The organism is Variovorax sp. P4_B11 (assembly GCF_056402355.1).
In genome coordinates, this window is sequence record NZ_JBFUHO010000034.1 from 1 (window position 1) to 21,801 (window position 21,801).

A 21,801-nucleotide genomic window follows, 5' to 3' on the forward strand; every position below is an offset into this window, starting at 1 on the left:
CGCTCGGCGTGAAGGAGGGCAACATGGTGCTCGAGCTGATCCGCCGGGTGCGCGACAAGGGCCTGCCGGTGGTGCTGATCAGCCACAACATGCCCCACGTCTTCGAGATCGCCGACCGCATCCACGTCGCCCGCCTGGGCAAGCGCGGCGCCGTGCTGAACCCCAAGAAGATCAGCATGAGCGACACCGTCGCGGTCATGACCGGCGCGCTGCCGCCCGAGCAACTGCCCGCCGAATGCCTGGCATGAGCGCCGCGCCGGGCCGACCCAGGCAAGCTCGCACCGCCGTGCGCAGCACGGAGGTATCCCGATGGCCGGGGTGCTGCATGCGATGAGCCCGGCGCCCGAAGCGGCCGGCAGCGGCCCGCACGATGCGAATCACCGCCTGCGTCCGCGCGGCTCGAGCCAGGGCGGCCTGCGCCAGTACAACGAGCGGGTCGTGCTGCAGGCGATCCGCAACCACGGCCCGATGCCGGGCGCCGAACTGGCGCGGCTCACCAAGCTGACGCCGCAGACCATCTCGCTGATCACCAAGCGGCTGCTCGACGACGGCCTGCTGCTGCGCGGCGCCCTGCTGCGCGGCAAGGTGGGCCAGCCCTCGGTGCCGCTGGCGCTGAACCCGGACGGCGCTTTCTCGATCGGCATCAAGCTCGGGCGCCGCAGCCTCGACATGCTGCTGGTCGACTTCACCGGCGCCGTGCGCGTGCGGCGCAGCCTGAACTACGACTTCCCCACACCCGAGGCGGTGTTCGGCGAGATTGCACGGCGGCTGGCCGAATTCCATGCGCTGCTCGGCGCGGCCGAGCAGGAGCGGCTGCAGGGCATCGGCATCGCGGCGCCGCTGTCGCTGGGCGGCTGGCAGGCGCTTCTGGGCTTCGAGGCCGACCACGCGGCGGCCTGGAACCGCACCGACGTGCGGGCCCGGGTGGCGGCGCTGTCGACGCTGCCGGTCAGCTTCGTGAAGGACACTGCGGCCGCCTGCGTGGCCGAACTGGTGGCCGGGCGCGGGCGCAGCGTGCGCAGCTTCGTCTACATCTTCGTCGACACCTTCATCGGCGGCGGGCTGGTGATCGACAGCCATCTGCGCGGCGGACTCAACGGCAACGCCGGCGCGATCGGCTCGCTGGCGCTGCAGCGCGCGCAGCCGGGCGACGCCGGGCCGCCGCCGCAGCTGCTCAGCGTGGCGTCGCTGATCACGCTCGAGCGGCGCTACGAGGAAGCCGGGCTGGACCCGGCCGCGGTGGCCGACGCGCGCGCATTGCAGGCGCCCTGGCGGCCGATCACGCAAGGCTGGCTGGACGAGGCGGCGCCGGCGATCATGCTGGCGATCCACGACGCCGCCTGCCTGCTCGACCTCGAGGGCGTGATCATCGACGGCTCCTTCGACCGCGCGCTGCTCGACGCGCTGCTGGCGGCGGTGTCGGCGGCACGCGGCCGCTACAACTGGGAAGGCGTCGAATGCCCGCAGCTGCTGCCGGGCACCACCGGCTCGGATGCCCGCGCGCTCGGCGGCGCGCTGCTGCCGCTGCATGCCAACTTCGCACCCGACCGGGATCTGTTCCTGAAGCTGGACAAGGCGTCGGCCTGAGGCCCCGGCGCGGACTCAACCGGCCAGCGACTCGACCCGCAGTGTGGTGATCGCACCGGCCACCGCGGGGCTGGCCTGCAGCGCCTGCACGGCCAGGTCCAGCGCGCCCTGTGGCACCGCGTCGGTCAGCACCAGGCCATGCGGGCCCTGCCCCGCCCGCTCGGCCGCCAGCAGAAGCCGGTGCACCGGCAGCTGCCGCGCCGCGAGCGATGCCGCCACCGCCTCGATTTGCGGCGCGGCATGCAGCGGCACACGCAGGTAGTGCGCGCTGCACACGGCCGCGCGCGGCAGCACCGGCAAGGCATTCATCGCATGCGCATGGAAGCCCAGGTGCGGCACGCGCTGGCCCGCGTGGGTGCCGGCCATGCGCGCGACGTCGACCAGGTCGGCGATCACGGCCGAGGCGGTCTGCTCGGACCCCGCGCCAGCGCCGTAGTACATCGTGACGCCCGCCGCGTCGGCCTTGACCATGATGCCGTTCATCGCGCCATGGACCTGCGCCATGAGGTGCGCGGCGGGCACCAGCGCGGGCTGCACGCGCAGCTCCACGCCGTTCGCTTGCCGCCGGGCGATGCCCAGCAGCTTGACGCGAAAGCCCAGCTGTTCCGCACAGTCCACATCCAGCGCCTGCAGGGCCGCGATGCCTTCCACCTGCGCGTCCTCGAAGCGCATCGGCATGCCGAAGGCATTGGCGGCCAGCAGCGTGAGCTTGTGCGCGGCATCGATGCCCTCGACGTCGAAGGATGGATCGGCCTCGGCATAGCCCAGCGCCTGCGCCTGCGCGAGTGCGGCGGCGAAATCCAGCCCCTCGTCGCGCATCTTGGAGAGGATGAAGTTGGTGGTGCCGTTGATGATGCCCGCCACCCATTCGATGCGGTTGGCCGTCAGGCCCTCGCGCAGCGCCTTGATGATCGGGATGCTCACGGCCACCGCCGCCTCGTAGGCCACGGCCACGCCGTGCAGCCGGGCGGCGGCGAAGATTTCGCTGCCATGCACCGCCAGCAGCGCCTTGTTGGCCGTGACCACGTGCTTGCCGTGCGCGATGGCCGCCAGCACCCAGTCGCGCGCCGCGCCGGTGCCGCCCGCCACCTCCACCACCACGTCGACCTCGGGATGGGTGGCGACGCGAAAGGGATCGCTGGTCAGTTCGGCCTGGCCATCGAGGATGGCCGCCGCGCGGTCCAGGTTGCGCGCCGCCACGATCACCAGTTCGATCCCGCGCCCTGCCCGGCCCGCGATCTCGGCCTGGTTGCGAGCCAGCACGCGGAAGGTGCCCGACCCGACGGTGCCGATGCCGATCATGCCGACGCGCAGGGGGCGGGTGGCCGCAGGGAGGCGGCTCAGGGGCTCGAGGGACTGGACTGGATCGCGGTACATGAAGATCTCCGAACGAACGAACAAACAAGAAACCCAGCTGCCAGAGCTGGGTTGGATTCGTTCGAGGGAGAAGCGAGAAACACCAGGTGGCTGCCGGAACGGCCACCTGCGCGTGCTCAGGGGGCCGCGGTGCTAATGGTGCTAATCATTCGTGCGTCCAGCCTCGCGCGGCCCGGGAGGGCAGCGCCGAATGCAGCGAGGAAGGGATGGCACGACATGAACGCAGAGTGTACAGGAGCAGCGAACGACGCCGCGCTACGAATGGCAGATGCAAGCCTCCCCGTGCGCCGCCGACACCAGTTCGCTGAGGATCCCGCATTCCTTGGCCGCATGCGGCTGCGAACAGCGCCCGCGCAGCCCGGTCAGCTGCTTCTCCAGCGCCTCCAGGCTCTTCAGGCGGGCGCGCACCCGGTCGATCTGCTCGTCCACGAGTTGATTGATGTCGGCGCAGTCCTGTTGCGGGGCGGTGGTGAAATCCAGCAGCCGCTTGATATCGCTCAAGGGGATGTCCAGCGCCCGGCAATGGCGCACGAAGGACAGGCCTTCCAGGTGCGCCTGCCCGTAGGCGCGATAGCCGTTGGGCTGCCGTTCGGGCGCCGCCAGCAGGCCGGCCCGCTCGTAGTAGCGGATCGTGCCGACATCGACACCCGTGGCGCGGCTCAGATCGCCGATCTTCATCATGATGATGGCTGTTTCTTGCTGGTGGAAAAGCAGAATCGTAGCCGCTTGACCCTATAGCAGGTACAGGGTGTGAAATAGCCCCTGAAAGCGATCCCCATGGCCAGACACCTTCACGATCACACGCCCGCCGAATCCACCGGGTCCGAAGCATGCTGCGGGCCCAGTGCCTGCTGCGGCCCCGCGACGCTCGCGGTTGCCGAAGCCGCCGCGGCGCCGAACACCTTCCGCATCGCCACCATGGACTGCAGCGTGGAAGAGTCCGAGATCCGCCGGCTGGCGGAGCCGATCGCCGGGATTCGCGGCCTGCATTTCCGGCTGCCCCAGCGGACGCTGCGCATCGACGGAAGCGACGACGCGGTCCGGCAGGCGCTGGCCGCCATCCGCAAGGCCGGCTTCGCGCCCGAGCCGCTGGCGGCGGCGCCTGCGGCAGCTGCCGGCGCCAACCACGGGCACGCCGAAACCACCGGCACCCTGCGGCTGGCGGCGGCGCTGGGCTTTGCGGCGCTGGCCGAGGCGATTTCCTTCTTCGCCCCCGACAGCACGGCCTGGACCGTCGCCGGGATGGCGGTTGCGGCGGTCGCGATCTGGCTGGCCGGGCTCGAAACCTACGCCAAGGGCCTCGGCGCCCTGCGCCACGGCAAGCTCAACATCAACGCCCTGATGTCGGTCGCCGTCACCGGCGCCTTCGTCATCGGCCAGTGGCCCGAGGCGGCCATGGTGATGGCCCTCTATGCCATCGCGGAATTGATCGAGGCGCGCGCGGTCGACCGCGCCCGCAACGCGATCAAGGGCCTGGTCGACCTGGCGCCCGACGCCGCCGAGGTGGCGCAGCCGGACGGCAGCTGGCGCCGGGTCAAGGCCATCGATATCCCGCTGGACGCGATCGCGCGCGTGAAACCCGGCGAGCGCGTGGTGCTCGACGGCGTGGTCACGCGGGGCCACAGCAGCATCGACCAGTCGCCCGTCACCGGCGAGAGCATCCCGGCCGACAAGGAGCCCGGCAGCCCGGTCTTCGCCGGCACCATCAACCAGAACGGCGAGCTGGAATTCCGCGTGACGGCGGGCGCCAACGACTCGACCCTGGCCCGCATCATCCACGCCGTCGAGGAAGCCCAGGGCACGCGCGCCCCGACCCAGCGCTTCGTCGACCGCTTCGCCGCGGTCTACACGCCCACCGTGTTCGCACTCGCTCTGGCGGTGGCCGTGCTGCCGCCGCTGCTGCTGGGCTGGCCCTGGCTCGCCGCCATCTACAAGGCGCTGGTGCTGCTGGTGATCGCCTGCCCCTGCGCGCTGGTCATTTCCACGCCGGTCACGGTGGTCAGCGGCCTGGCGGCCGCCGCCCGCCGCGGCATCCTGATCAAGGGCGGCTCGCACCTCGAGCATGCCCGCCTGCTGAAGGCCGTGGCCTTCGACAAGACCGGGACCCTGACCGAAGGCAAGCCGAAGCTGGTGGCCTTCAAGGCCTGGCACGGCGCCGACGAGGCCCAGGTCCGGCGCTGGGCCAGGAGCCTCGCGCTGCGCTCCGACCACCCGGTATCGGCCTCGATCGCCCAGGGCCTCGAAGGCGACGCGATGGCGATCGACGGGTTCAGGGCCTTGCCGGGGCGCGGCATCGAAGGCGTCGTCGACGGCCGCCCGATGGTGCTGGGCAACCACCGCCTGATCTCCGAGCGCGAGCAGGCCGACCCGCCGCTCGAAGCCGAGCTGGCGGCCCATGAGGCGCGAGGGCGCACCGTCACCCTGCTGGCGGACGCGGACGGCGTGCTGGCACTGTTCGCGGTGGCCGACACGATCAGGCCGAGTTCCGTGCAAGCCATCGTTGCGCTGCGCCAACTGGGCGTCAGCCCCGTCATGCTGACCGGCGACAACCCGGCGACCGCCCGGGCGATCGGGCGCGAGGCCGGCATCGACGATGCGCGCGGCGGGCTGCTGCCGCAAGACAAGCTGTCGGCCATCCAGGACATGCGCCGGCGCTACGGCTCGACCGGCATGACCGGCGACGGCATCAACGACGCGCCGGCGCTGGCCCAGGCCGACATCGGCTTCGCCTTGGGCGGCGCCGGCACCGATACGGCCATGGAAGCGGCCGACGTGGTGATCATGAACGACGATCTCGGGCGCATCGCGGAGACGATCCGGCTGTCGCGGCGCACGCACGCGGTGCTGTGGCAGAACATCACGCTGGCACTGGGCATCAAGGTGGTGTTCTTCGTGCTGGCGGTGTTCGGCAGCGCCACCATGTGGATGGCCGTGTTCGCGGACATGGGCGCGAGCCTGCTGGTCGTCGCCAACGGGCTGCGGCTGTTGCGCGGCGCGCCCGCGCCTTTTCGTTCGCCTTGACATTCGAGGGCGCCGACGTGGTGGTGCCGAACGGCATGCTGCTCGCCGACAAGCTGGTCAACTGGACGCTCAGGAGCACCCGCCGGGGGGTGCGGCAATTTGAGCGCGCACAACGTGCCGGTGTCGACAAATCGCCGGTCCCGGCCCTATCGGGACGCGTCCGGCGCCTGCAGGACCTCGTCGAACAGCCAAAGGAGTTGCCGCGCGAACAGGTCCATGTTCAGCGCCCGGTCGCCTTCGCCGGTCTCGATGGTCTTCGTCCGCGTCTGTGCGCCGGCGACCGCGACGCACACATGACCCGGCGCATCGCCGTAGGGGCTGGCCGAGGGTCCGGCTGCGCCGCTCTCGGCAAGCCCCCAGGTCGCGCGCAATTGCGTGCGGATCCGGGTCGCGACGAGGGCGGCGTAAGGCTCGGTCTCCCCGCGCATCCCGGCGACGTCGGCGGCGGTCAGTCCCAGCAGCGCCTTGCCGGCACGCCGGGTGTAGACGACTGCGCCACCAAGGAAGAAGGCCGATGCGCCCGGAATCGCCAGCAGCGCGGCCGACACCAGGCCGCCGGCCGAGGATTCGGTGACCGCCACCGTCTGGCCGCGTTCGCGCAGGGTGGCGCCGATGCGGGCGGCAAGCGTGGCAAGCGATGGCAGGTCGGACATTCGGCGGCTTGTTGGATAACCTTCGCGCAGCAGCGCTTCGGTCATCATGGCGCGATCGCCCCGGCCGCGCGCACCGTGGCGGTCTTGCGCACGCGCTCGCTCATCGCCGGCTGCGACAGCCCGATGCGCTTGCCCAGCGCCGCCAGGCTCTGCCGTGCATCGGCCTGCAGCGCCTCGAGGATCAATCGATCCTTCTTGTCCAGTTGCATCCTTCGGCTCCATCCATGGGTGCGGTGCCCGACCGATGATCCATCGGTTTCGGGCCTCGATTTCCAATGCCTCGCGCTGGTGCACGGCGGCGGCCCTTCGTATCCTAAGGGCCCTCTTCAACTCCCGGTCCCCCCGATGCAACTTCTCGGAATGCTCGACTCCCCCTATGTGCGGCGTGTCGCGGTCTCGCTGCACCTGCTGGACATCCCCTTCACCCACCGGCCGATCTCGGTCTTCGGCGGCTTCGACGCCTTCAGCGCGCTGAATCCGGTGGTGAAGGCGCCCACGCTGGTCTGCGACGACGCAAGCACCTTGATGGATTCCAGCCTGATCCTGCAATTCGTCGAGCTGCAGGCGGCGCGCAGCCTGCTGCCGTCGGACCCGACCGAGCGCCAGCGCGCCTTTCGAATCATGGGACTGGCCCTGGCCGCCTGCGAGAAGACGGTGCAGATCGTCTACGAGCGCAACCTGCGTCCGCCCGAGAAGCAGCACGGGCCCTGGGTCGAGCGGGTCGCGGGCCAGCTGCACGCCGCCTACGCCTTGCTGGAGCGGGAGCTTGCGGCGGCGCCGCTGCCGGCGCAGGCAGCGACCATCACGCAGGCCGGCGTCAGCACGGCGGTCGCCTGGACCTTCACGCGCATGATCCTGCCGGACATGGTCGATGCGCCGGCGCATCCGGCGCTGACGGAATTCACGGCGGCCGCCGAGCAGCTGGCCGCGTTCAGGGCCGCACCGCCTTGAAGAAGGCCTTTCCCACCGCCGCAGAGCTCGCTAGACTCTGGCGCAAACCACGCTGACACCATGATCTTCGAGCAGATTGCCACCGGCGGATGCCAGTCCTACCTGGTGGGCTGCGACGAGACGCGCGCCGCTGCGCTCATCGATCCCGCGCTGAGCCAGATCGACCACTACCTCGCCCTCGCCGCCCAGAGCGGCGTGCGCATCCGCTACCTGATCGACACCCACACCCACGCCGACCATTTCTCGGCCACCAAGGAACTCGGGCGCCAGCTCGGCGTGCCGGTCGTGATGCAGCAGTCCAGCCCGGCGCCCTTCGTGGACATGCGGATCGGCGACGGCGAAATGATCGTGGTGGGCCACATGCGGCTGCAGGCGCTGCACACGCCGGGGCACACGAAGGACTCGATGTGCATCCTGGTGGAGGATCGGCTGTTCACCGGCGACACCCTGCTCATCGGCGGCACCGGCCGCACCGACCTCCCGACCGGCGACCCCGAGCAGCTCTACGACAGCCTGTTCCATCGCGTGCTGCGCCTGGACCCGTCGCTCAAGGTGTTCCCGGCGCACGACTACAAGGGCCGCAGCCATTCGACGATCGGCGAAGAACTGGCGTCGAACCCGCGTCTGCAGAAAACCGAGCGCGCCACCTTCGTCGAGATGATGCGCAGCCTCAACCTCACGATGCCGACCCACCTCACCGAGGCGCTGCGCACCAACATGAGCGGCGGCAAGACCGTGGCGCGGCTGCTGGAGGAAGCCACGGCGGCCGTGCCCTTCATGTCGCTGGCCGAACTCAGGGTGCGCGTGGAGGCCGCGGAGGACGACCTGATCGTGCTCGACGTGCGGGAGCGCGATGCCTACGAGACGGCCCACATCCCCGGCGCACGGCTGCTGCCGCGCGGCCAGCTCGAGCTGCGCGTCAACCAGGAACTGCCCGACCCGACCCGGCGCATCCTGACCTGCTGCGAGCTGGGCTACATCTCGACGCTGGCCGCCGCGACCCTGCGCGAGTTGGGGTTCACCCATGCGGTCGCGCTTGACGGCGGCATGAAGGCCTGGCGCGAAGCCGGCTATCCGCTCGAAGGCGCGCAGGGCACCGGGCGCCCCGCCTGACCCTCGTCCGGCCGCGGGCTTCGCCGTGCGGGCGCCATCAGCCGGTCAGTGAACCGACGACGGCCGCTGGGTGGCGAGCCATGTCGAGGAGTCGGCCGGCTCGCCCTGCCCCGGAATGCCGCCCCCGGCCAGCACCAGCGCGGCACGTGACACGAGCTCGCCGGCCAGTGCGGCACCCATCGCGCAGCGTCGAAGCGCGTTCTCGTGCGCGTCGGCGTTCGACGCGGCGTCGGCATTCAGCAGCAGGGCCGCGACATCCAGCGCCGCAGCGGCCGCGGCGAGGCACAAATGGGCGCCCGCATTCCCTCGCTGATCCAACTGCACCCGGTGCATCTCCTCGGTCGCCGCCGGCGAATCGGAGGCCCAGCCGACCAGGCGTGCATGTCCCTCGACCAGCGAGCCTGCAAACACCTCCGTGATGACCTCGACGACCGCCTTCTTCGCATCGTCGATCTTGCCGCCGGGCGCGCTGGACATGTGTTCTCTCCGTCGTGGAATGTCGTGGAATGGGGTGGCGGAAGGTCTGGACCTTCCGGCGAGCAAGCCGCTCGGCGTTGAATCTATCGCCCGATCGAGGAGAAATCCGGTCGGCCCCCGGGTGCGCATGGCCTCCCAGATCGCGTTCTAGCGGTCGATGCAGGGCCAGGCCCGGCCGCGCTTCGCGCCGCCGGCCTACCTGCGGCGCGCGGCCTTGAGCACATCCGCAACCAGGAAGGCCAGCTCCAGGCTCTGCGACCCATTCAGCCGAGGGTCGCAGGCGCTGCGATAGCGCGCCGAGAGTCCCTCGTCCGTCAGTGCCTGCGCGCCTCCGCGGCATTCGGTGACGTCCTGACCCGTCATCTCGAAATGCAGGCCGCCGGGATAGGTGCCTTCCTGCCCGTGCGCAGCAAAGAAGCCCTGCAGCTCCTGGAGGATGCGTTCGAAGTCGCGCGTCTTGTAGCCGCTGGAAGAGGTCACCGTATTGCCGTGCATGGGATCGCAGCACCAGACCGGCTTGCGTCCCGCGCGGCGCACGGCGCGCAGCAGGAGCGGCAGCCGGTCCGCGATCTTGTCGCTTCCCATGCGCGTGATGAGCACCAGCCGGCCAGGCTCGCTCTCCGGGTCGAGCACGTCCATCAGGCGAAGCACATCGTCCGGGCTGGCCGAGGGCCCCAGCTTGACGCCGATCGGGTTGCCGATGCCGCGCATGTACTCGACGTGTGCGCCAGCCAGCTGGCGGGTGCGCTCGCCCAGCCAGAGCATGTGGGCCGAGCCCCCGTACCAACGGCCGGTGCGCTCGCTGAAGCGGGTCAGCGCCTCCTCGTAGTGCAAGTGCAGGGCCTCGTGCGAGGTGTAGAACTCCACCGCGTGCAGCTGTGGGGCCCGGGTGGCGTCGAAGCCGCAAGCCTCCATGAACGCAAGCGACTGGGTGATGCGGTCCGCGAGTTCTTCGAAGCGCTCGCCCTGCGGGCTCGCGCGAACGAAGTCGGCTGTCCACCGATGCACCTCGTGCAGGTCGGCAAAGCCGCCCTGGGCGAGCGCGCGCAGCAGGTTCAGCGTGGTCGCGGAATGCGAGTAGGCGGTGAGCAGGCGCGAGGGGTCCGGCTGCCGCGCTTGCGCCGTGAACGCACTCCCGTTGATGATGTCGCCCCGGTAGGAGGGCAGCTCCGCGCCTTCCTGCCTCTCGACGTCGGAAGACCGCGGCTTTGCGAACTGGCCAGCGATCCGCCCCACCTTCACCACCGGGCAGGCGGCGGCGTAAGTCAGCACGACGGCCATCTGAAGGATCACGCGGAAGGTCGACTCCACCGGCTCCTGGCCGAATTCGTCGAAGCTTTCGGCGCAATCACCGCCCTGCAACAAGAAGGCCTCGCCGCGGGACACGGCCGCCAGGCGTTCGCGCAGTTGCGATACCTCGCCGGGAAAGATGAGGGACGGCAGGCCGCAGAGGTGCCGCTCGGTTTCCTGCAGCGCGTGCAGGTCGGGGTACGACGGCATCTGCAATGCCGCGTGATGTCGCCAGGAGGATGGGCGCCAGTGCAGGTGGGACATCGTTGAATCTCCAAGTCTGGCCCATTGGACCAGAGCTGTAGCCGAACCGTGCAGCAGCGCGGAGGTCGAGTGGCAGCACAAGCGACGGCAGAATCTCTACCTTCGCCGCGGATCCGGCTTCCGCAGGCGTAGCGCTGCCGAGGCCTGCAAGTGCGCCGCCAGCGCCTTCGCCGCCGGCGAAAGGCGCTGCTCGTCGTAGAAGCAGATCGCGAAGCTGCGCCGGGCCCATCGATCGGTCAGCGGCAGCACCTTGAGTCCATAGGTGGCCGCCACGGGCTCGGCGACTTCGCGCGGAACCACTGCGATTCCAAGGTTGGCGCGCACGCAGCGCAACGAAGCATCGAAGGTCGAGACCACGGCACGGTAGCTGATCGGCTTGCCGATGATGGCGGCGGCTCGCGCCAGCATGGTGTGCACCGCCGTCGACGCCGGCAGTCCCACATGGTCGTAGGCCAGCGTTTCCTCGAAAGCGCAGCGCTTCCTGCCCGCGATCGGATGGGAAGGATTCGCGACGATGGCCAGGTGGTCGTTGCGATAGGGCCTGGTCTGCAGACCCTCGAGGTCCGCGGCGTCCCAGCAGACCGCCAGCGGCGCCAGGCCTTCCCGCAGGCCGCTGACGACGTCGCGGCTGAGCGCTTCCTCGATGTCGATCCGGATCTCCCGATGTTCGGGGACGTGCAGGAAGGCAGCGATATCGTCCGGCAGGAACTCGGCGATCGAAGAGACCGTGGCGAGGACCCTCACCTGCCCCTTGATCCCCTTGCCATAGGCGGCCATGTCGCGCGAGACCCGGTCGGCGCCGGCGAGCATGGCGCGTGCATGCTCCAGCAGGATCTCGCCGGCGCCGGTGATCGCGACGCCTCGCCGGTTCCTTTCGACGAGGACATTGCCCAGGCTGCCCTCCAGCTGCGCAATGCGCTTGCTGACGGCCGAGGCGACGATGTGATGCTGTTGCGCGGCGCGCGCAATGTTGCGGGTCTCGCAGACGGCGACGAACAGCCGAAGGCTCGTGAGGTCGAGGTCGTGCATGGAATGAGCGCGATGTGACGTTCCGAAATGGAACGCTGCTCGTTCCAATCTACCGCTTTTCAGAGGAATATGGAATGTCTACAGTCTCCCTCACGACGCCACGACCGTGCGCCGAGAGCCTGGAGACAAGCACATGACACTCAGTTCCGCCCGCCTGCCGCGCAGCGCCGTGATCCGCGAGGTCGGCCTTCGCGATGGCCTGCAGAGCATCGCCACCATCCTGCCGACCGCGCAGAAGATCGAATGGATCCGCGCCGCCCACGGCGCCGGCCAGCGCGAGATCGAGGTCGGCTCCTTCGTGCCGGCACGGCTGCTGCCGCAGCTGGCCGACACCGCGGAACTGGTGGCGTTCGCCAAGACCCTGCCGGACCTGTTCACGTCCGTTCTGGTGCCCAATCTGCGCGGCGCGGAAAGCGCGATCGCGGCCAAGGCCGACCTGATGATCGTGCCGCTCTCGGCCAGCCATGCGCACAGCCTGGCCAACCTGCGCAAGACGCCCGACGAGGTGGTGGCCGAAGTGGCGAAGATCCGCGCGGCGCGCGACGCCGCGGGATCTCGAACCCTGATCGAGGGTGGTGTCGGCACGGCCTTCGGCTGCACGCTGCAGGGCCTGGTCGACAAGCGCGAGGTGCTGCGCCTGATGCAGGCGCTGCTCGACGCCGGCGCCGACCGCGTGAGCCTGGCCGACACGGTCGGCTATGCCGATCCGGGCATGGTGCGCGACCTGTTCGAGGACGCCGTCAAGACCGCCGGCGACCACTTCTGGTGCGGCCACTTCCACGACACCCGCGGGCTCGGCCTGGCCAACGTCTATGCGGCGCTGGAAGTCGGCGTGGCCCGCTTCGATGCCTGCCTGGCCGGCATCGGCGGCTGCCCCCACGCGCCGGGCGCCAGCGGCAACGTCTCGACCGAAGACCTGGCCTACATGCTCGGCAGCATGGGCATCGAGACCGGCATCGACATCGGCAGGCTGCTGGCGCTTCGTGCACAGGTCGCGCAGTGGCTCGCGGGCGAGACGCTTCACGGCGCGCTCTGGCAGGCCGGACTGCCGAAGACCTTCGGCCTCGCCGCCGAAGCCATTTCAGCCTGAACAAGCACAGAACCTTCAACCATGGCCACCGCCTCCGCTCCCCTGCCCCTCGCCGGCGTCCGCGTGCTCGAATTCACCCACATGGTGATGGGCCCGACCTGCGGCATGATCCTCGCCGACCTCGGCGCCGAAGTCATCAAGGTCGAGCCGCCGGGCGGCGACAAGACCCGCAAGCTGCCGGGCCTGGGCATCGGCTTCTTCCGCTCCTTCAACCGCAACAAGAAGAGCGTGGTGATCGACATCGGCACCGACGAGGGCCGGGCCACCGCGGCCGAGCTCGCGGGCCAGTGCGACGTCGTGCTGGAGAACTTCCGCCCGGGCCTGATGGCCAGCTTCGGGCTCGACCACGAGACCCTGTCGAAGAAATACCCGCGCCTGATCTATGTCACGCACAAGGGCTTCCTGCCCGGCCCGTACGAGAACCGGCTGGCGCTCGACGAAGTGGTGCAGATGATGGGCGGGCTGTCGTACATGACGGGCCCGGTCGGCCGGCCGCTGCGCGCCGGGACATCGGTCAACGACATCATGGGTGGCATGTTCGGCGCCATCGGCGTGCTGGCCGCGCTGCGCGAACGCGAGCTGACGGGCAAGGGGCAGGAGGTGCAGAGCGCGCTGTTCGAGAACTGCGTGTTGCTGTCGTCGCAGCACATGCAGCAGTTCGCGATGACCGGTGAGCCGCCGCCGCCGATGCCCTCGCGCGTGTCGGCCTGGAGCGTCTACGACGTCTTCACGCTGGCGGACGGCGAGCAGCTCTTCATCGGCGCGGTCAGCGACAAGCAGTTCCTGACGCTGTGCCGGGTGATCGAGGCCCCCGAGCTGGCGGCCGATCCGGCCCTGGCCAACAACGCGCTGCGCGTGGCGGTGCGCCCGGCGCTGCTGGCCAGGCTCGGCGACATCCTGAAGCACCATCGCGTCGCGGAACTTTCGCCGAAGCTCGAAGCGGCCGGCATTCCGTACGCGCCGATCATGCGGCCCGACCAGCTGGTCAACGACCCGCACCTGAAGGCCAGCGGCGGCCTGGTGCCGATGGAATGCGAGGACGGCGAAACCACCGACGTCGTGCTGCTGCCGCTGCTGATGGGCGGCCGCCGCCCCGGTGTGCGGCATGCGCTGCCGGGCATCGGCCAGCACACCGAGGAGATCCTCGCCGGCCTGCCGAGCCACGTTCCCGCCTGACACCAATCAACCAAGACCCACGGAGACAAACATGACCTTCACCCTTCAACGCCGCGGCATCACCGCATGGATCGCTGCCAGCTTTGCCTTGGGCGCAACGGGCAGTTTTGCCCAAGGCTCCGACAAACCGCTGCGCATGGTGCTGCCGGTCGGCGCCGGATCCGGCGTCGACACCATCATGCGGGCCGCCACGCCATCGCTCACCAAGGCGCTCGGCGGCCAGGCCGTCGTGATCGAGAACCTGCCCGGCGCCGGCGGCATCACGGGCACCAGCGTCGTGGTGCGCGCACCCGCCGACGGCCAGACGCTGGGCGTGGTGTCGAACAACCACGTGGTGAACCCCAGCGTCTTCAAGAAGATGCCTTTCGACGCCATCAACGACATCACGCCGATCTCGGTGATAGGCGCCACGCCCTTCGTGCTGGTGGTCCATCCGAAGCTGCCGGCCAGGAACGCCAAGGAACTGCAGGCGCTGCTGAAAGCCAAGCCGGATGGCTACAACTACGGATCGTCCGGAAACGGGACCATCATTCACCTGGGCGGCGCGATGTTCATGGACGCCGCCGGCGTCGAAGCGCGCCACATCCCCTACAAGGGCGTCGGCCCCATGGTGGCCGACATCATCGGCGGCCAGGTCGAGATGGGCGTGGTGGCGGTGCCGGCGATCCAGGGGCAGCTCAAGAGCGGCGCAGTGCGGGCCATCGGCGTGATGGGCAAGAGCCGGGTGCCTTCGCTGCCGGACGTGCCGACCATGGCCGAGCAGGGCTTCCCGGAGGTCGACATTTCCGGCTGGTTCGCCGTGATCGGCCCGGCCAAGCTGCCACCGGCCGAAGTCAAGCGCCTGCACGCCGCCATCGTGGCCGCGTTCAACACGCCCGAGACCCGGGACGCCATGGCCAAGCAGGAGAACATCATCCATCCGATGACGCCCGAGGCCTCGGCCCAGTTCTTCAAGACCGAGCAGGAGCGCTATGCAAAGCTGGTCAAGAAGGCGAATATCACCGCCGAGTGACCCACTCAGGGGCACGCACTCAAGGAAGCTCGCCATGTCCGATCTGTTCGAAAACCCGATGGGCCTGATGGGCTTCGAGTTCGTCGAGTTCGCCTCGCCGACGCCCAACACGCTCGAGCCCTTCTTCGAGAAGCTGGGCTTCCAGCTGGTGGCCAAGCATCGATCCAAGGATGTCGTGCTGTACCGGCAAGGCGACATCAACTTCATCGTCAACCGCGAACCCAACAGCCCGGCGGCGTACTTCGCCGCGGAGCACGGGCCGTCGGCCTGCGGCATGGCGTTCCGGGTCAAGGATTCGCACAAGGCCTATGCGCGGGCACTGGCGCTCGGCGCACAGCCGATCGAGATCGCCACCGGACCGATGGAACTGCGCCTGCCGGCCATCAAGGGCATCGGCGGCGCACCGCTCTACCTGATCGACCGCTTCGAGGACGGCAAGTCGATCTACGACATCGACTTCGAGTTCATCGAGGGCGTCGATCGGCATCCCGTCGGCCACGGCCTGAAGCTGATCGACCACCTGACCCACAACGTCTACCGTGGCCGCATGGCCTTCTGGGCCGACTTCTACGAGAAGCTGTTCAACTTCCGCGAGATCCGCTATTTCGACATCCAGGGCGAGTACACCGGCCTGAGCTCGAAGGCGCTGACCGCTCCCGACGGCAAGATCCGCATCCCGCTGAACGAAGAGTCTTCGAAAGGCTCGGGCCAGATCGAGGAGTACCTGATGAAGTTCAACGGCGAGGGGATCCAGCACATCGCGCTGCTCAGCGACAACCTGATCGACACCATCGACCAGCTCGGACTGGCCGGCGTGCCGTTGATGACCGCGCCCAACGACATCTACTACGAGATGCTCGAGACGCGATTGCCGGGCCACGGCCAGCCGGTCGCCGAGCTGCAGGCGCGCGGCATCCTGCTCGACGGAAGCACCGAAGGCGAAAACCCGCGGCTGCTGCTGCAGATCTTCTCGGAGACGGCGTTCGGTGGTCCGGTGTTCTTCGAGTTCATCCAGCGCAAGGGCGACGACGGCTTCGGCGAGGGCAACTTCAAGGCCCTGTTCCAGTCGATCGAGCGCGACCAGGTGCGCCGCGGCGTGCTGAAGACGGACTGAGGCGGACGCTCAAGCCATGCGCTTGACGGCTTCGATCCACTTGCCGAAGGCGCGCATCTGGTCGGTGACGAACTTGCGCGTGGTGTCGTCCGTGCATGTTCCGTCGGCATCGAACTTGGCGCCGGCGCCGCCGATGAACACCTCGGGCTTCACCAGTGGCGCAGCATTCACGAACAACAGGATCTTGCGCAGATCGTATTGAACGCGCGCACCGCCCAAGGGCCCCGGCGAGGCCGAGAGGATGGCCACCGGCTTGTGTGCGAAGGGCTGGTCGTCGCCACGGCTGAGCCAGTCGATCGCATTCTTCAGCATGCCCGGGACCGAGAAGTTGTACTCGGGGGTGGCGATCACCAGGCCGTCGGCGCGACGGACGCGGTCGCGCAGCGCCTCGACCACGGGCGGCAAGCCCTGGGCCAGCAGGTCGGCATCGAAGGGGGGAACGCCGCGCCACTCGACGACTTCCATGCCCATGCCCTGCGGCATCACCGACGCGGCCAGGTCCAAAGCCATCCTGTTGATCGACGCGGCACGCAGGCTGCCGCAGAGGCCGACGATATCCAATGTTCTCACCGTGTTCCGTCCTTCAATGAATCGTTCCGCCTGCCATGTGGAGCAGGCTCTCGGTGACGTTGCGCTCCGTTCCGGAAATGTGCTGTCTCAGCAAGCCCAGCGCCTTGTCCACGTCGCGCGCCAGCACCGCCGCCAGCAGGCGTTGATGCTCGGTCGTCTTGTTGCGCTCGACCTTGCGGTGCCGCGCGGAGTAATACCTGTAGCGCTCGGCGCTGTCGAACAGCGCCGACACGAGCTTCAGCATCAGGGGCGAAGTGGCTCCCGCGTAGATGGCCATGTGAAACGCGCGATGCCGCTGCGACCAGTCCTCCTGCAGGACCATCGGACCGGTGCCCAGTCGCTGCTCGATCAGCGCGAGGCTGTGCGCGGCGGCCACCAGCCCGGCCTCCCAGGCGTCCGACCCGTTGGCCATGGAGTCGCGAAGGGCCTCGCATTCCACCAGCAGGCGTACGCGCGTGAGGTCGGCGATGCCTTCCACCGTGAGCGGCGCCACGTGGAAGCCGCGGTTTTCGAAGGCCTGCACCAGGCCTTGCTCGGCCAGCCGGCTCAGTGCTTCGCGCAGGGGGCTGCTGCTGATCTCGTAGTGCCTGCTCAGTTCGTCGACCCGCAGGCGCTGCCCCGGCTCGACCTCGCACCGCACGATGGCCTGGCGCAGCCGCCGGTAGGCGAGTTCGGCCAGCGGGATGTCTGCATCCGCCGGGACATCGAGGGGTTTGACTGAAGTCTTCACGGCGGCGATCTTAACGCATCAGGCAGAGATCACTCAACCACGCATACACGTTTACCCTAGGCATATTTCTATTTTTTATGCATGAAAATACTTTCGTGCATTGAGAGACGCGACGTCTCGACGCGAAACCACACCCACCTTCAAGGAATCCACATGAAACTGATGTCATACCTGCGCGCCGGCCGCGAGACCTGGGGCGTCGTGATCGGCGATGGTGTCGCCGACCTGAGCCAGCGCACCGGCTGCGCCACCCTCGCCGACTTCATTGCGAGCCCGGCCTTCGCGCAGCGCGATGCGCTCATGGAGGGCCTGCAGGCCGACGCGAAACTGTCCGACGTGGTCTTCCTGCCGGTGATTCCGCGCCCCGAGAAGATCGTCTGCGCCGTGCGCAACTACATGGACCATCACCAGGAAGTGCTGGCCGCCGGCATGCAGCGAGAGCTGTCGGAGCAGCCGCCGATCTTCCTGCGCGTGTGGCGCTCGCAGACCGCGCACGGCGCGCCGATCATCCGGCCGAAGGTGTCGGACTCGCTCGACTGGGAAGGCGAGCTGGCGGTGATCATCGGCCAGGGCGGCCGCGACATCGCCGAGGCCGATGCATGGAAGCACGTGGCCGGCTACAGCTGCTACAACGACGCCAGCGTGCGCGAGTGGCAGTTCCACGCCAAGCAGATCGCCTCGGGCAAGAACTTCGAATCCACCGGTGCGTTCGGCCCGTGGATGGTGACGGCCGATGAAATCGCGCCGGGCCGGGAGCTCAAGCTCGAGACCCGGCTGAACGGCCAGGCGGTGCAGTCGAGCCACACCGGCCACATGATCTTCTCGATCCCGCGCCTCATCCAGTACGCCTCGACCATCTTCACGCTGGTGCCCGGCGACGTGATCGCGACCGGTACGCCCGCCGGTGTGGGCTGGAGCAAGAAGCCGCCGCAGTTCATGCAGGCCGGCGACACCGTCGAGGTGGAGATCGAGGGCATCGGCTTGCTGCGCAACCCGGTGGTGGCGCAGGCCTGAAGCCGCCCTCGCCCCAAGGAGACAAGTAACCATGAAAAGAAGACACCTTCTGGCAGCCTGCAGCGCCTGGGCCGCGTGCAGCGCGCTGCCCGCCGCGGCGCAGGGCTACCCCGACCGGGCCATCAAGATCTACCAGGGTTTTGCCCCAGGCGGCAACGCCGACGCGATTGCCCGCGCAGTCGGGGTGGAACTGGGCAAGACGCTCGGCCAGCCCGTGGTGGTGGAAGCGCAGGCCGGTGCCGGCGGCACCATTGCCGCCTCCACCGTGGCCCGTGCCAAGCCCGATGGCTATACGCTGCTGATGGCCACCGGCGGCCACGCGGTGGCCGGCGCGCTCTACAGCACGCTGCCCTACAAGACCGTGGCGGACTTCGAGATGGTGTCCACCGTCACCTACTTTCCGTTCCTGATCGTCGTCAACGCCAATTCGAAGTTCCAGAACTTCGGCGAACTGGTCGCCGCGGCCCGCGCCGCGCCGGGAACGCTGGCCTACGGGACGGCCGGCGTCGGCTCGACGCACCACCTGGCGGGCGAACTGCTGGTGAGCATGGCGCGCACGCCCATGCTGCACGTGCCCTATCGCGGCGACGCCGCCTCGCTCACGGCGCTGCTGTCGGGCGAAATTCCTTTCATCATCGCGCCGCCGACGGCGGTCATGTCGAACATCCAGGCCGGCAAGCTGCGCGCGCTGGCGACCACCGGGCCGCAACGCTGGCCCGGGCTGCCGGGCGTTCCCACGGTGGCCGAGCAGGGCGTGCCCGGTTACAGCGTGCGCTCGTGGGCCGGGCTGATGGCGCCGGCCGGCACGCCTCGCGCCGTGATCGACCGGCTCAACGCCGAGACGCTCGGCGCCCTGCGCACGCCGGCCGTACGCCAGCGCCTCGAAGACATGGGCGGCGAGGCCCGCGGCAGCACGCCGGAAGAGATGAAGACCCTGGTCGGCAGCGAACTCCAGAAGTGGACGCAAGTGGTGGCCGAAGCCAAGATTCCAAGACAATGACCATGACACTGATCCACATCCGAAAGCGCAGCCTGACCGTCGAGACGGTCTATCACGAAGGCGGCCCCGTCGCCGACACGCCCCTGCGGCTGGCCGCCGCCTGCGCGGTGGTTCGCAACCCCTATGCGGGCCGCTACGAACCCGACCTGCTGCCCTTCATGGCCGAGCTGCGCGGCCTCGGCCGGCTGCTGGCCGAGGAACTGGTGGCCACGCTGGGCAAGGGCCAGGTCCAGAGCTACGGCAAGGCCGCGATCGTCGGCGTCAACGGCGAGCTCGAGCACGGCGCCGTGTGGCACGAGGCCGGCGGCTGGGCCATGCGCGAAGCGCTCGGCGAGCCGAAGGCCATCGTGCCCTCGGCCAAGGCCGTGGCCCAAACCGGCTACCGCCTGATGGTGCCGCTGCACTACATCCATGCCGCCTACGTGCGCAGCCACTACAACAGCCTCGAAATCGGCATCCAGGACGCACCGCGGCCCGACGAGATCCTGTTCGCGCTGGTCATGGGCGACGGCGGCCGCATCCATGCGCGCCTGGGCGGCCTGAGCACGGACAAGGTCTGCGTGCATGACGGGCAGCGCTGAGCGATGACACGCACCACCATGAAAGCCATCCAGCTCCAGGCCCCGGGCGGACCCGAGGTGCTCTCGCTGGTCGACCTGCCGCTGCCCGAGCCCGGCCCCGGCGCCGTGCGGGTCCAGGCGCATGCCATCGGCGCCGGCGGGCCCGACGTGCTGATCCGCAACGGCACCTACAAGTGGATGCCGCCGATGCCCGCGATCCCGGGCAACGAGATGGCCGGCGTGGTCGATGCCGTCGGCCCCGGCGTCCAGGCCCTGCGGGTCGGCCAGCGCGTGCTGGTGAGCGCACGCGAGCTGCCGCAGCGCGGCAGCTGCTATGCCGAGTTCATCTGCGTGCCCGAAACGGCGCCCTTCGTCCTGCCTGACACCATCGCTTTCGACGACGCCGTGAGCCTGGGCAACTTCCAGCTTGCGTTGGCGCTGCTGGGCAGCAACGGGAACCTCCCGGCGCAATCGATCCTGGTGCCCGGCGCGGCGGGCGGCGTCGCGACGGCGCTGATCCAGGTGGCGCGCGCACGCGGACTGCGCACCATCGGCACCGCATCCACCGACATCAAGCGCGCCTTCGCGCTCGACAACGGCGCGGACGAGGTGATCGATGGCGATCCGCAGACCTTGACCGAACAGGTCATGCGCCTGACCGGCGGCCGGGGTGTGGATCTCGCCTTCGACCACATCGGCGGCCAGCTGTTCATCGCCTGCCTGCGTGCCTTGGCGCCGTTCGGCATGGTGGTGTCGTACAACATCGTCAGCGGTCCGCCGGACGGCGACGTGTTCGACGAACTGCGCAAGCTGCTGGGCAGGAGCCTGGCCATCCGCACCTTCTCGATCCACACCGTCGACGCCGACGCCGCGCAGCGCCGCGGCTTGATGGCGTCGGCCATCGCCCTCATGGCCGACGGCCGCGTGCGCGCGCCGCGTGCCACGCACTTCGCGCTGGCCGATGCGCGCCACGTGCACGAGCTGCTCGACAGGGGCGAGACCCTCGGCAAGATCGTGCTGCATCCCTGACCTCACGCCCGGAGCCCACCTTGAACCAGCCCTACGCCCCCAATCTTTCGCACTGCGGCATCTTCTGCCGGGACCTGGCGGTGATGAAAGCCTTCTACTGCGGCACCTTCGACATGCAGGAGACCGACCGCGGCGAAGGCTTCACCTTTCCCTTCACGATCGTGTTCCTGAGCGGACGCGGCGACCAGCATCATCAACTGGCGCTGGCCTCCAGCCGCGGCGCCGACTCGCCGAGCACCGTGATGCAGCTGTCCTTCAAGGTCCAGACGCTCGATCACCTGCGCGAGGCCCGCCGCCGCGCACTCTCGCTCGGCGCCACGAAGATGCGCGGCCTCAACCACGGCAACGCCATCTCGATCTACTGCATGGATCCGGAAGACAACACGGTCGAGGTCTACCTCGACACCCCGTGGTATGTGAGCCAGCCGCACGGCGATCCGCTCGACCTCGACCAGGACGACGACGCAATCTGGGCGGAAACCGAGCGCATCGTGCGCACCGACCCCAGCTTCATGCCGGTGTCGGAATGGACGGCGCGCTTCGTGCAGCGCAGTGAGGCACTGCGCAACGCAGGCCCCTGAAATGAAACACCCCCCGAAGCGCCTGCGGCGCCTCCCCCCTCAAGGGGGGCGATACCGGCGGCCCGGCAAAGCCGGTTCCGCGGTATCCCTGGCATTGGGGTGCGCCGGTTTCATGCGTCGCGGGTCACGCGATCACGTGGTGGAGCACTGAAATGAAACACCC

At 69.1% G+C, this 21,801-nt stretch carries 21 protein-coding genes and 2 pseudogenes; 14 read left to right on the plus strand and 9 right to left on the minus strand.

The features are described from left to right. Together AC1DYD_RS25600 and AC1DYD_RS25605 are read left to right on the plus strand one after the other, a co-directional pair. Nucleotides 1-248: pseudogene (locus tag AC1DYD_RS25600) on the plus strand (sugar ABC transporter ATP-binding protein); the annotation flags it as partial. A gap of 61 nt (nt 249-309) precedes the next feature. Then, a complete protein-coding gene (locus AC1DYD_RS25605; protein ID WP_478175572.1) occupies nt 310-1,587 on the plus strand; it encodes an ROK family protein in 1,278 nt (425 codons plus the stop codon). A gap of 15 nt (nt 1,588-1,602) precedes the next feature. On the opposite strand, the gene AC1DYD_RS25610 is transcribed toward AC1DYD_RS25605, so the two are convergent. Then, entirely contained in the window at nt 1,603-2,964 is a 1,362-nt protein-coding gene (locus AC1DYD_RS25610; protein WP_478175573.1) for a homoserine dehydrogenase, read from the minus strand. Between the two features lie 255 nt (nt 2,965-3,219). Continuing rightward, nucleotides 3,220-3,642, minus strand: coding sequence for a Cd(II)/Pb(II)-responsive transcriptional regulator (locus tag AC1DYD_RS25615; protein WP_478175648.1), 423 nt, complete (start codon nt 3,640-3,642; stop codon nt 3,220-3,222). A 99-nt stretch (nt 3,643-3,741) separates the two neighbouring features. Between AC1DYD_RS25615 and AC1DYD_RS25620 the strand changes: the two genes are divergently transcribed. Continuing rightward, nucleotides 3,742-5,985 carry a heavy metal translocating P-type ATPase gene (locus tag AC1DYD_RS25620; protein ID WP_478175574.1) on the plus strand — a complete coding sequence of 748 codons (2,244 nt, stop codon included), beginning with the start codon at nt 3,742-3,744 and terminating at the stop codon, nt 5,983-5,985. 146 nt (nt 5,986-6,131) lie between these two features. On the opposite strand, the gene AC1DYD_RS25625 is transcribed toward AC1DYD_RS25620, so the two are convergent. Then, nucleotides 6,132-6,638 (minus strand): CinA family protein, encoded by a 507-nt coding sequence (locus AC1DYD_RS25625; protein WP_478175575.1) that lies wholly within the window; start codon nt 6,636-6,638, stop codon nt 6,132-6,134. A gap of 83 nt (nt 6,639-6,721) precedes the next feature. Then, nucleotides 6,722-6,847 (minus strand): annotated as a pseudogene (locus AC1DYD_RS25630) (Lrp/AsnC family transcriptional regulator); the annotation flags it as partial. A 136-nt stretch (nt 6,848-6,983) separates the two neighbouring features. Here AC1DYD_RS25630 and AC1DYD_RS25635 point away from each other — a divergent pair. Both AC1DYD_RS25635 and AC1DYD_RS25640 read left to right on the plus strand, forming a co-directional pair. After that, complete coding sequence (locus AC1DYD_RS25635; RefSeq protein WP_478175576.1) at nt 6,984-7,589, plus strand: glutathione S-transferase; 606 nt, start codon at nt 6,984-6,986, stop codon at nt 7,587-7,589. Nucleotides 7,590-7,649: 60 nt separating this feature from the next. After that, nucleotides 7,650-8,702: an MBL fold metallo-hydrolase gene (locus tag AC1DYD_RS25640; RefSeq protein WP_478175577.1), complete on the plus strand. Its 1,053-nt coding sequence runs from the start codon at nt 7,650-7,652 to the stop codon at nt 8,700-8,702. 45 nt (nt 8,703-8,747) lie between these two features. Here the strand turns inward: AC1DYD_RS25640 and AC1DYD_RS25645 are convergent, their stop codons facing one another. The 3 genes from AC1DYD_RS25645 to AC1DYD_RS25655 form a co-directional block, all read right to left on the minus strand. Next, a complete protein-coding gene (locus tag AC1DYD_RS25645) occupies nt 8,748-9,179 on the minus strand; it encodes a hypothetical protein (protein WP_478175578.1) in 432 nt (143 codons plus the stop codon). Between the two features lie 195 nt (nt 9,180-9,374). Then, on the minus strand, nt 9,375-10,733 hold the full coding sequence (locus tag AC1DYD_RS25650; RefSeq protein ID WP_478175579.1) for a class II 3-deoxy-7-phosphoheptulonate synthase: 1,359 nt from the start codon (nt 10,731-10,733) through the stop codon (nt 9,375-9,377). A 96-nt stretch (nt 10,734-10,829) separates the two neighbouring features. Beyond that, nucleotides 10,830-11,762 carry a LysR family transcriptional regulator gene (locus AC1DYD_RS25655; RefSeq protein WP_478175580.1) on the minus strand — a complete coding sequence of 311 codons (933 nt, stop codon included), beginning with the start codon at nt 11,760-11,762 and terminating at the stop codon, nt 10,830-10,832. A 133-nt stretch (nt 11,763-11,895) separates the two neighbouring features. Between AC1DYD_RS25655 and AC1DYD_RS25660 the strand changes: the two genes are divergently transcribed. From AC1DYD_RS25660 to hppD, 4 genes are read left to right on the plus strand one after another with little or no spacing between them, the layout of a single operon-like run. Further along, nucleotides 11,896-12,852, plus strand: coding sequence for a hydroxymethylglutaryl-CoA lyase (locus AC1DYD_RS25660; RefSeq protein ID WP_478175581.1), 957 nt, complete (start codon nt 11,896-11,898; stop codon nt 12,850-12,852). A 21-nt stretch (nt 12,853-12,873) separates the two neighbouring features. After that, entirely contained in the window at nt 12,874-14,028 is a 1,155-nt protein-coding gene (locus AC1DYD_RS25665) for a CaiB/BaiF CoA transferase family protein (protein WP_478175582.1), read from the plus strand. A gap of 31 nt (nt 14,029-14,059) precedes the next feature. Further along, nucleotides 14,060-15,040: a Bug family tripartite tricarboxylate transporter substrate binding protein gene (locus AC1DYD_RS25670; protein ID WP_478175583.1), complete on the plus strand. Its 981-nt coding sequence runs from the start codon at nt 14,060-14,062 to the stop codon at nt 15,038-15,040. Nucleotides 15,041-15,074: 34 nt separating this feature from the next. Continuing rightward, the gene (gene hppD, locus AC1DYD_RS25675; RefSeq protein WP_478175584.1) at nt 15,075-16,154 is read left to right on the plus strand and encodes a 4-hydroxyphenylpyruvate dioxygenase; all 1,080 of its coding nucleotides are present in this window, start codon (nt 15,075-15,077) and stop codon (nt 16,152-16,154) included. A gap of 9 nt (nt 16,155-16,163) precedes the next feature. Here the strand turns inward: hppD and AC1DYD_RS25680 are convergent, their stop codons facing one another. Both AC1DYD_RS25680 and AC1DYD_RS25685 read right to left on the minus strand, forming a co-directional pair. After that, nucleotides 16,164-16,724: an NADPH-dependent FMN reductase gene (locus AC1DYD_RS25680; RefSeq protein ID WP_478175585.1), complete on the minus strand. Its 561-nt coding sequence runs from the start codon at nt 16,722-16,724 to the stop codon at nt 16,164-16,166. Nucleotides 16,725-16,737: 13 nt separating this feature from the next. After that, a complete protein-coding gene (locus AC1DYD_RS25685; protein ID WP_478175586.1) occupies nt 16,738-17,454 on the minus strand; it encodes a GntR family transcriptional regulator in 717 nt (238 codons plus the stop codon). 153 nt (nt 17,455-17,607) lie between these two features. Between AC1DYD_RS25685 and AC1DYD_RS25690 the strand changes: the two genes are divergently transcribed. From AC1DYD_RS25690 to AC1DYD_RS25710, 5 genes are read left to right on the plus strand one after another with little or no spacing between them, the layout of a single operon-like run. After that, nucleotides 17,608-18,468, plus strand: a complete 861-nt coding sequence (locus AC1DYD_RS25690; protein ID WP_478175587.1) for a fumarylacetoacetate hydrolase family protein — start codon at nt 17,608-17,610, stop codon at nt 18,466-18,468. A 31-nt stretch (nt 18,469-18,499) separates the two neighbouring features. Continuing rightward, nucleotides 18,500-19,468, plus strand: a complete 969-nt coding sequence (locus tag AC1DYD_RS25695) for a tripartite tricarboxylate transporter substrate binding protein (protein WP_478175588.1) — start codon at nt 18,500-18,502, stop codon at nt 19,466-19,468. Nucleotides 19,469-19,470: 2 nt separating this feature from the next. After that, nucleotides 19,471-20,049 carry an amino acid synthesis family protein gene (locus AC1DYD_RS25700; protein ID WP_478175589.1) on the plus strand — a complete coding sequence of 193 codons (579 nt, stop codon included), beginning with the start codon at nt 19,471-19,473 and terminating at the stop codon, nt 20,047-20,049. A gap of 3 nt (nt 20,050-20,052) precedes the next feature. Beyond that, nucleotides 20,053-21,057, plus strand: coding sequence for a zinc-dependent alcohol dehydrogenase family protein (locus AC1DYD_RS25705; RefSeq protein ID WP_478175590.1), 1,005 nt, complete (start codon nt 20,053-20,055; stop codon nt 21,055-21,057). 20 nt (nt 21,058-21,077) lie between these two features. Then, on the plus strand, nt 21,078-21,638 hold the full coding sequence (locus AC1DYD_RS25710) for a VOC family protein (RefSeq protein WP_478175591.1): 561 nt from the start codon (nt 21,078-21,080) through the stop codon (nt 21,636-21,638). The last annotated feature ends 163 nt before the right edge of the window (nt 21,639-21,801 follow it).

What these genes read in the sequence shown, in the direction of transcription:
- AC1DYD_RS25640 (WP_478175577.1), top strand. Translation starts at nt 7,650, where the DNA reads ATGATCTTCGAGCAGATTGCCACCGGCGGATGCCAGTCCTACCTGGTG.
- AC1DYD_RS25645 (WP_478175578.1), bottom strand. Translation starts at nt 9,179, where the DNA reads ATGTCCAGCGCGCCCGGCGGCAAGATCGACGATGCGAAGAAGGCGGTC.
- AC1DYD_RS25690 (WP_478175587.1), top strand. Translation starts at nt 17,608, where the DNA reads ATGAAACTGATGTCATACCTGCGCGCCGGCCGCGAGACCTGGGGCGTC.
- AC1DYD_RS25625 (WP_478175575.1), bottom strand. Translation starts at nt 6,638, where the DNA reads ATGTCCGACCTGCCATCGCTTGCCACGCTTGCCGCCCGCATCGGCGCC.
- AC1DYD_RS25695 (WP_478175588.1), top strand. Translation starts at nt 18,500, where the DNA reads ATGAAAAGAAGACACCTTCTGGCAGCCTGCAGCGCCTGGGCCGCGTGC.
- AC1DYD_RS25670 (WP_478175583.1), top strand. Translation starts at nt 14,060, where the DNA reads ATGACCTTCACCCTTCAACGCCGCGGCATCACCGCATGGATCGCTGCC.
- hppD (WP_478175584.1), top strand. Translation starts at nt 15,075, where the DNA reads ATGTCCGATCTGTTCGAAAACCCGATGGGCCTGATGGGCTTCGAGTTC.
- AC1DYD_RS25610 (WP_478175573.1), bottom strand. Translation starts at nt 2,964, where the DNA reads ATGTACCGCGATCCAGTCCAGTCCCTCGAGCCCCTGAGCCGCCTCCCT.
- AC1DYD_RS25665 (WP_478175582.1), top strand. Translation starts at nt 12,874, where the DNA reads ATGGCCACCGCCTCCGCTCCCCTGCCCCTCGCCGGCGTCCGCGTGCTC.
- AC1DYD_RS25705 (WP_478175590.1), top strand. Translation starts at nt 20,053, where the DNA reads ATGACACGCACCACCATGAAAGCCATCCAGCTCCAGGCCCCGGGCGGA.
- AC1DYD_RS25620 (WP_478175574.1), top strand. Translation starts at nt 3,742, where the DNA reads ATGGCCAGACACCTTCACGATCACACGCCCGCCGAATCCACCGGGTCC.
- AC1DYD_RS25615 (WP_478175648.1), bottom strand. Translation starts at nt 3,642, where the DNA reads ATGAAGATCGGCGATCTGAGCCGCGCCACGGGTGTCGATGTCGGCACG.
- AC1DYD_RS25660 (WP_478175581.1), top strand. Translation starts at nt 11,896, where the DNA reads ATGACACTCAGTTCCGCCCGCCTGCCGCGCAGCGCCGTGATCCGCGAG.
- AC1DYD_RS25655 (WP_478175580.1), bottom strand. Translation starts at nt 11,762, where the DNA reads ATGCACGACCTCGACCTCACGAGCCTTCGGCTGTTCGTCGCCGTCTGC.
- AC1DYD_RS25605 (WP_478175572.1), top strand. Translation starts at nt 310, where the DNA reads ATGGCCGGGGTGCTGCATGCGATGAGCCCGGCGCCCGAAGCGGCCGGC.
- AC1DYD_RS25700 (WP_478175589.1), top strand. Translation starts at nt 19,471, where the DNA reads ATGACACTGATCCACATCCGAAAGCGCAGCCTGACCGTCGAGACGGTC.
- AC1DYD_RS25650 (WP_478175579.1), bottom strand. Translation starts at nt 10,733, where the DNA reads ATGTCCCACCTGCACTGGCGCCCATCCTCCTGGCGACATCACGCGGCA.
- AC1DYD_RS25635 (WP_478175576.1), top strand. Translation starts at nt 6,984, where the DNA reads ATGCAACTTCTCGGAATGCTCGACTCCCCCTATGTGCGGCGTGTCGCG.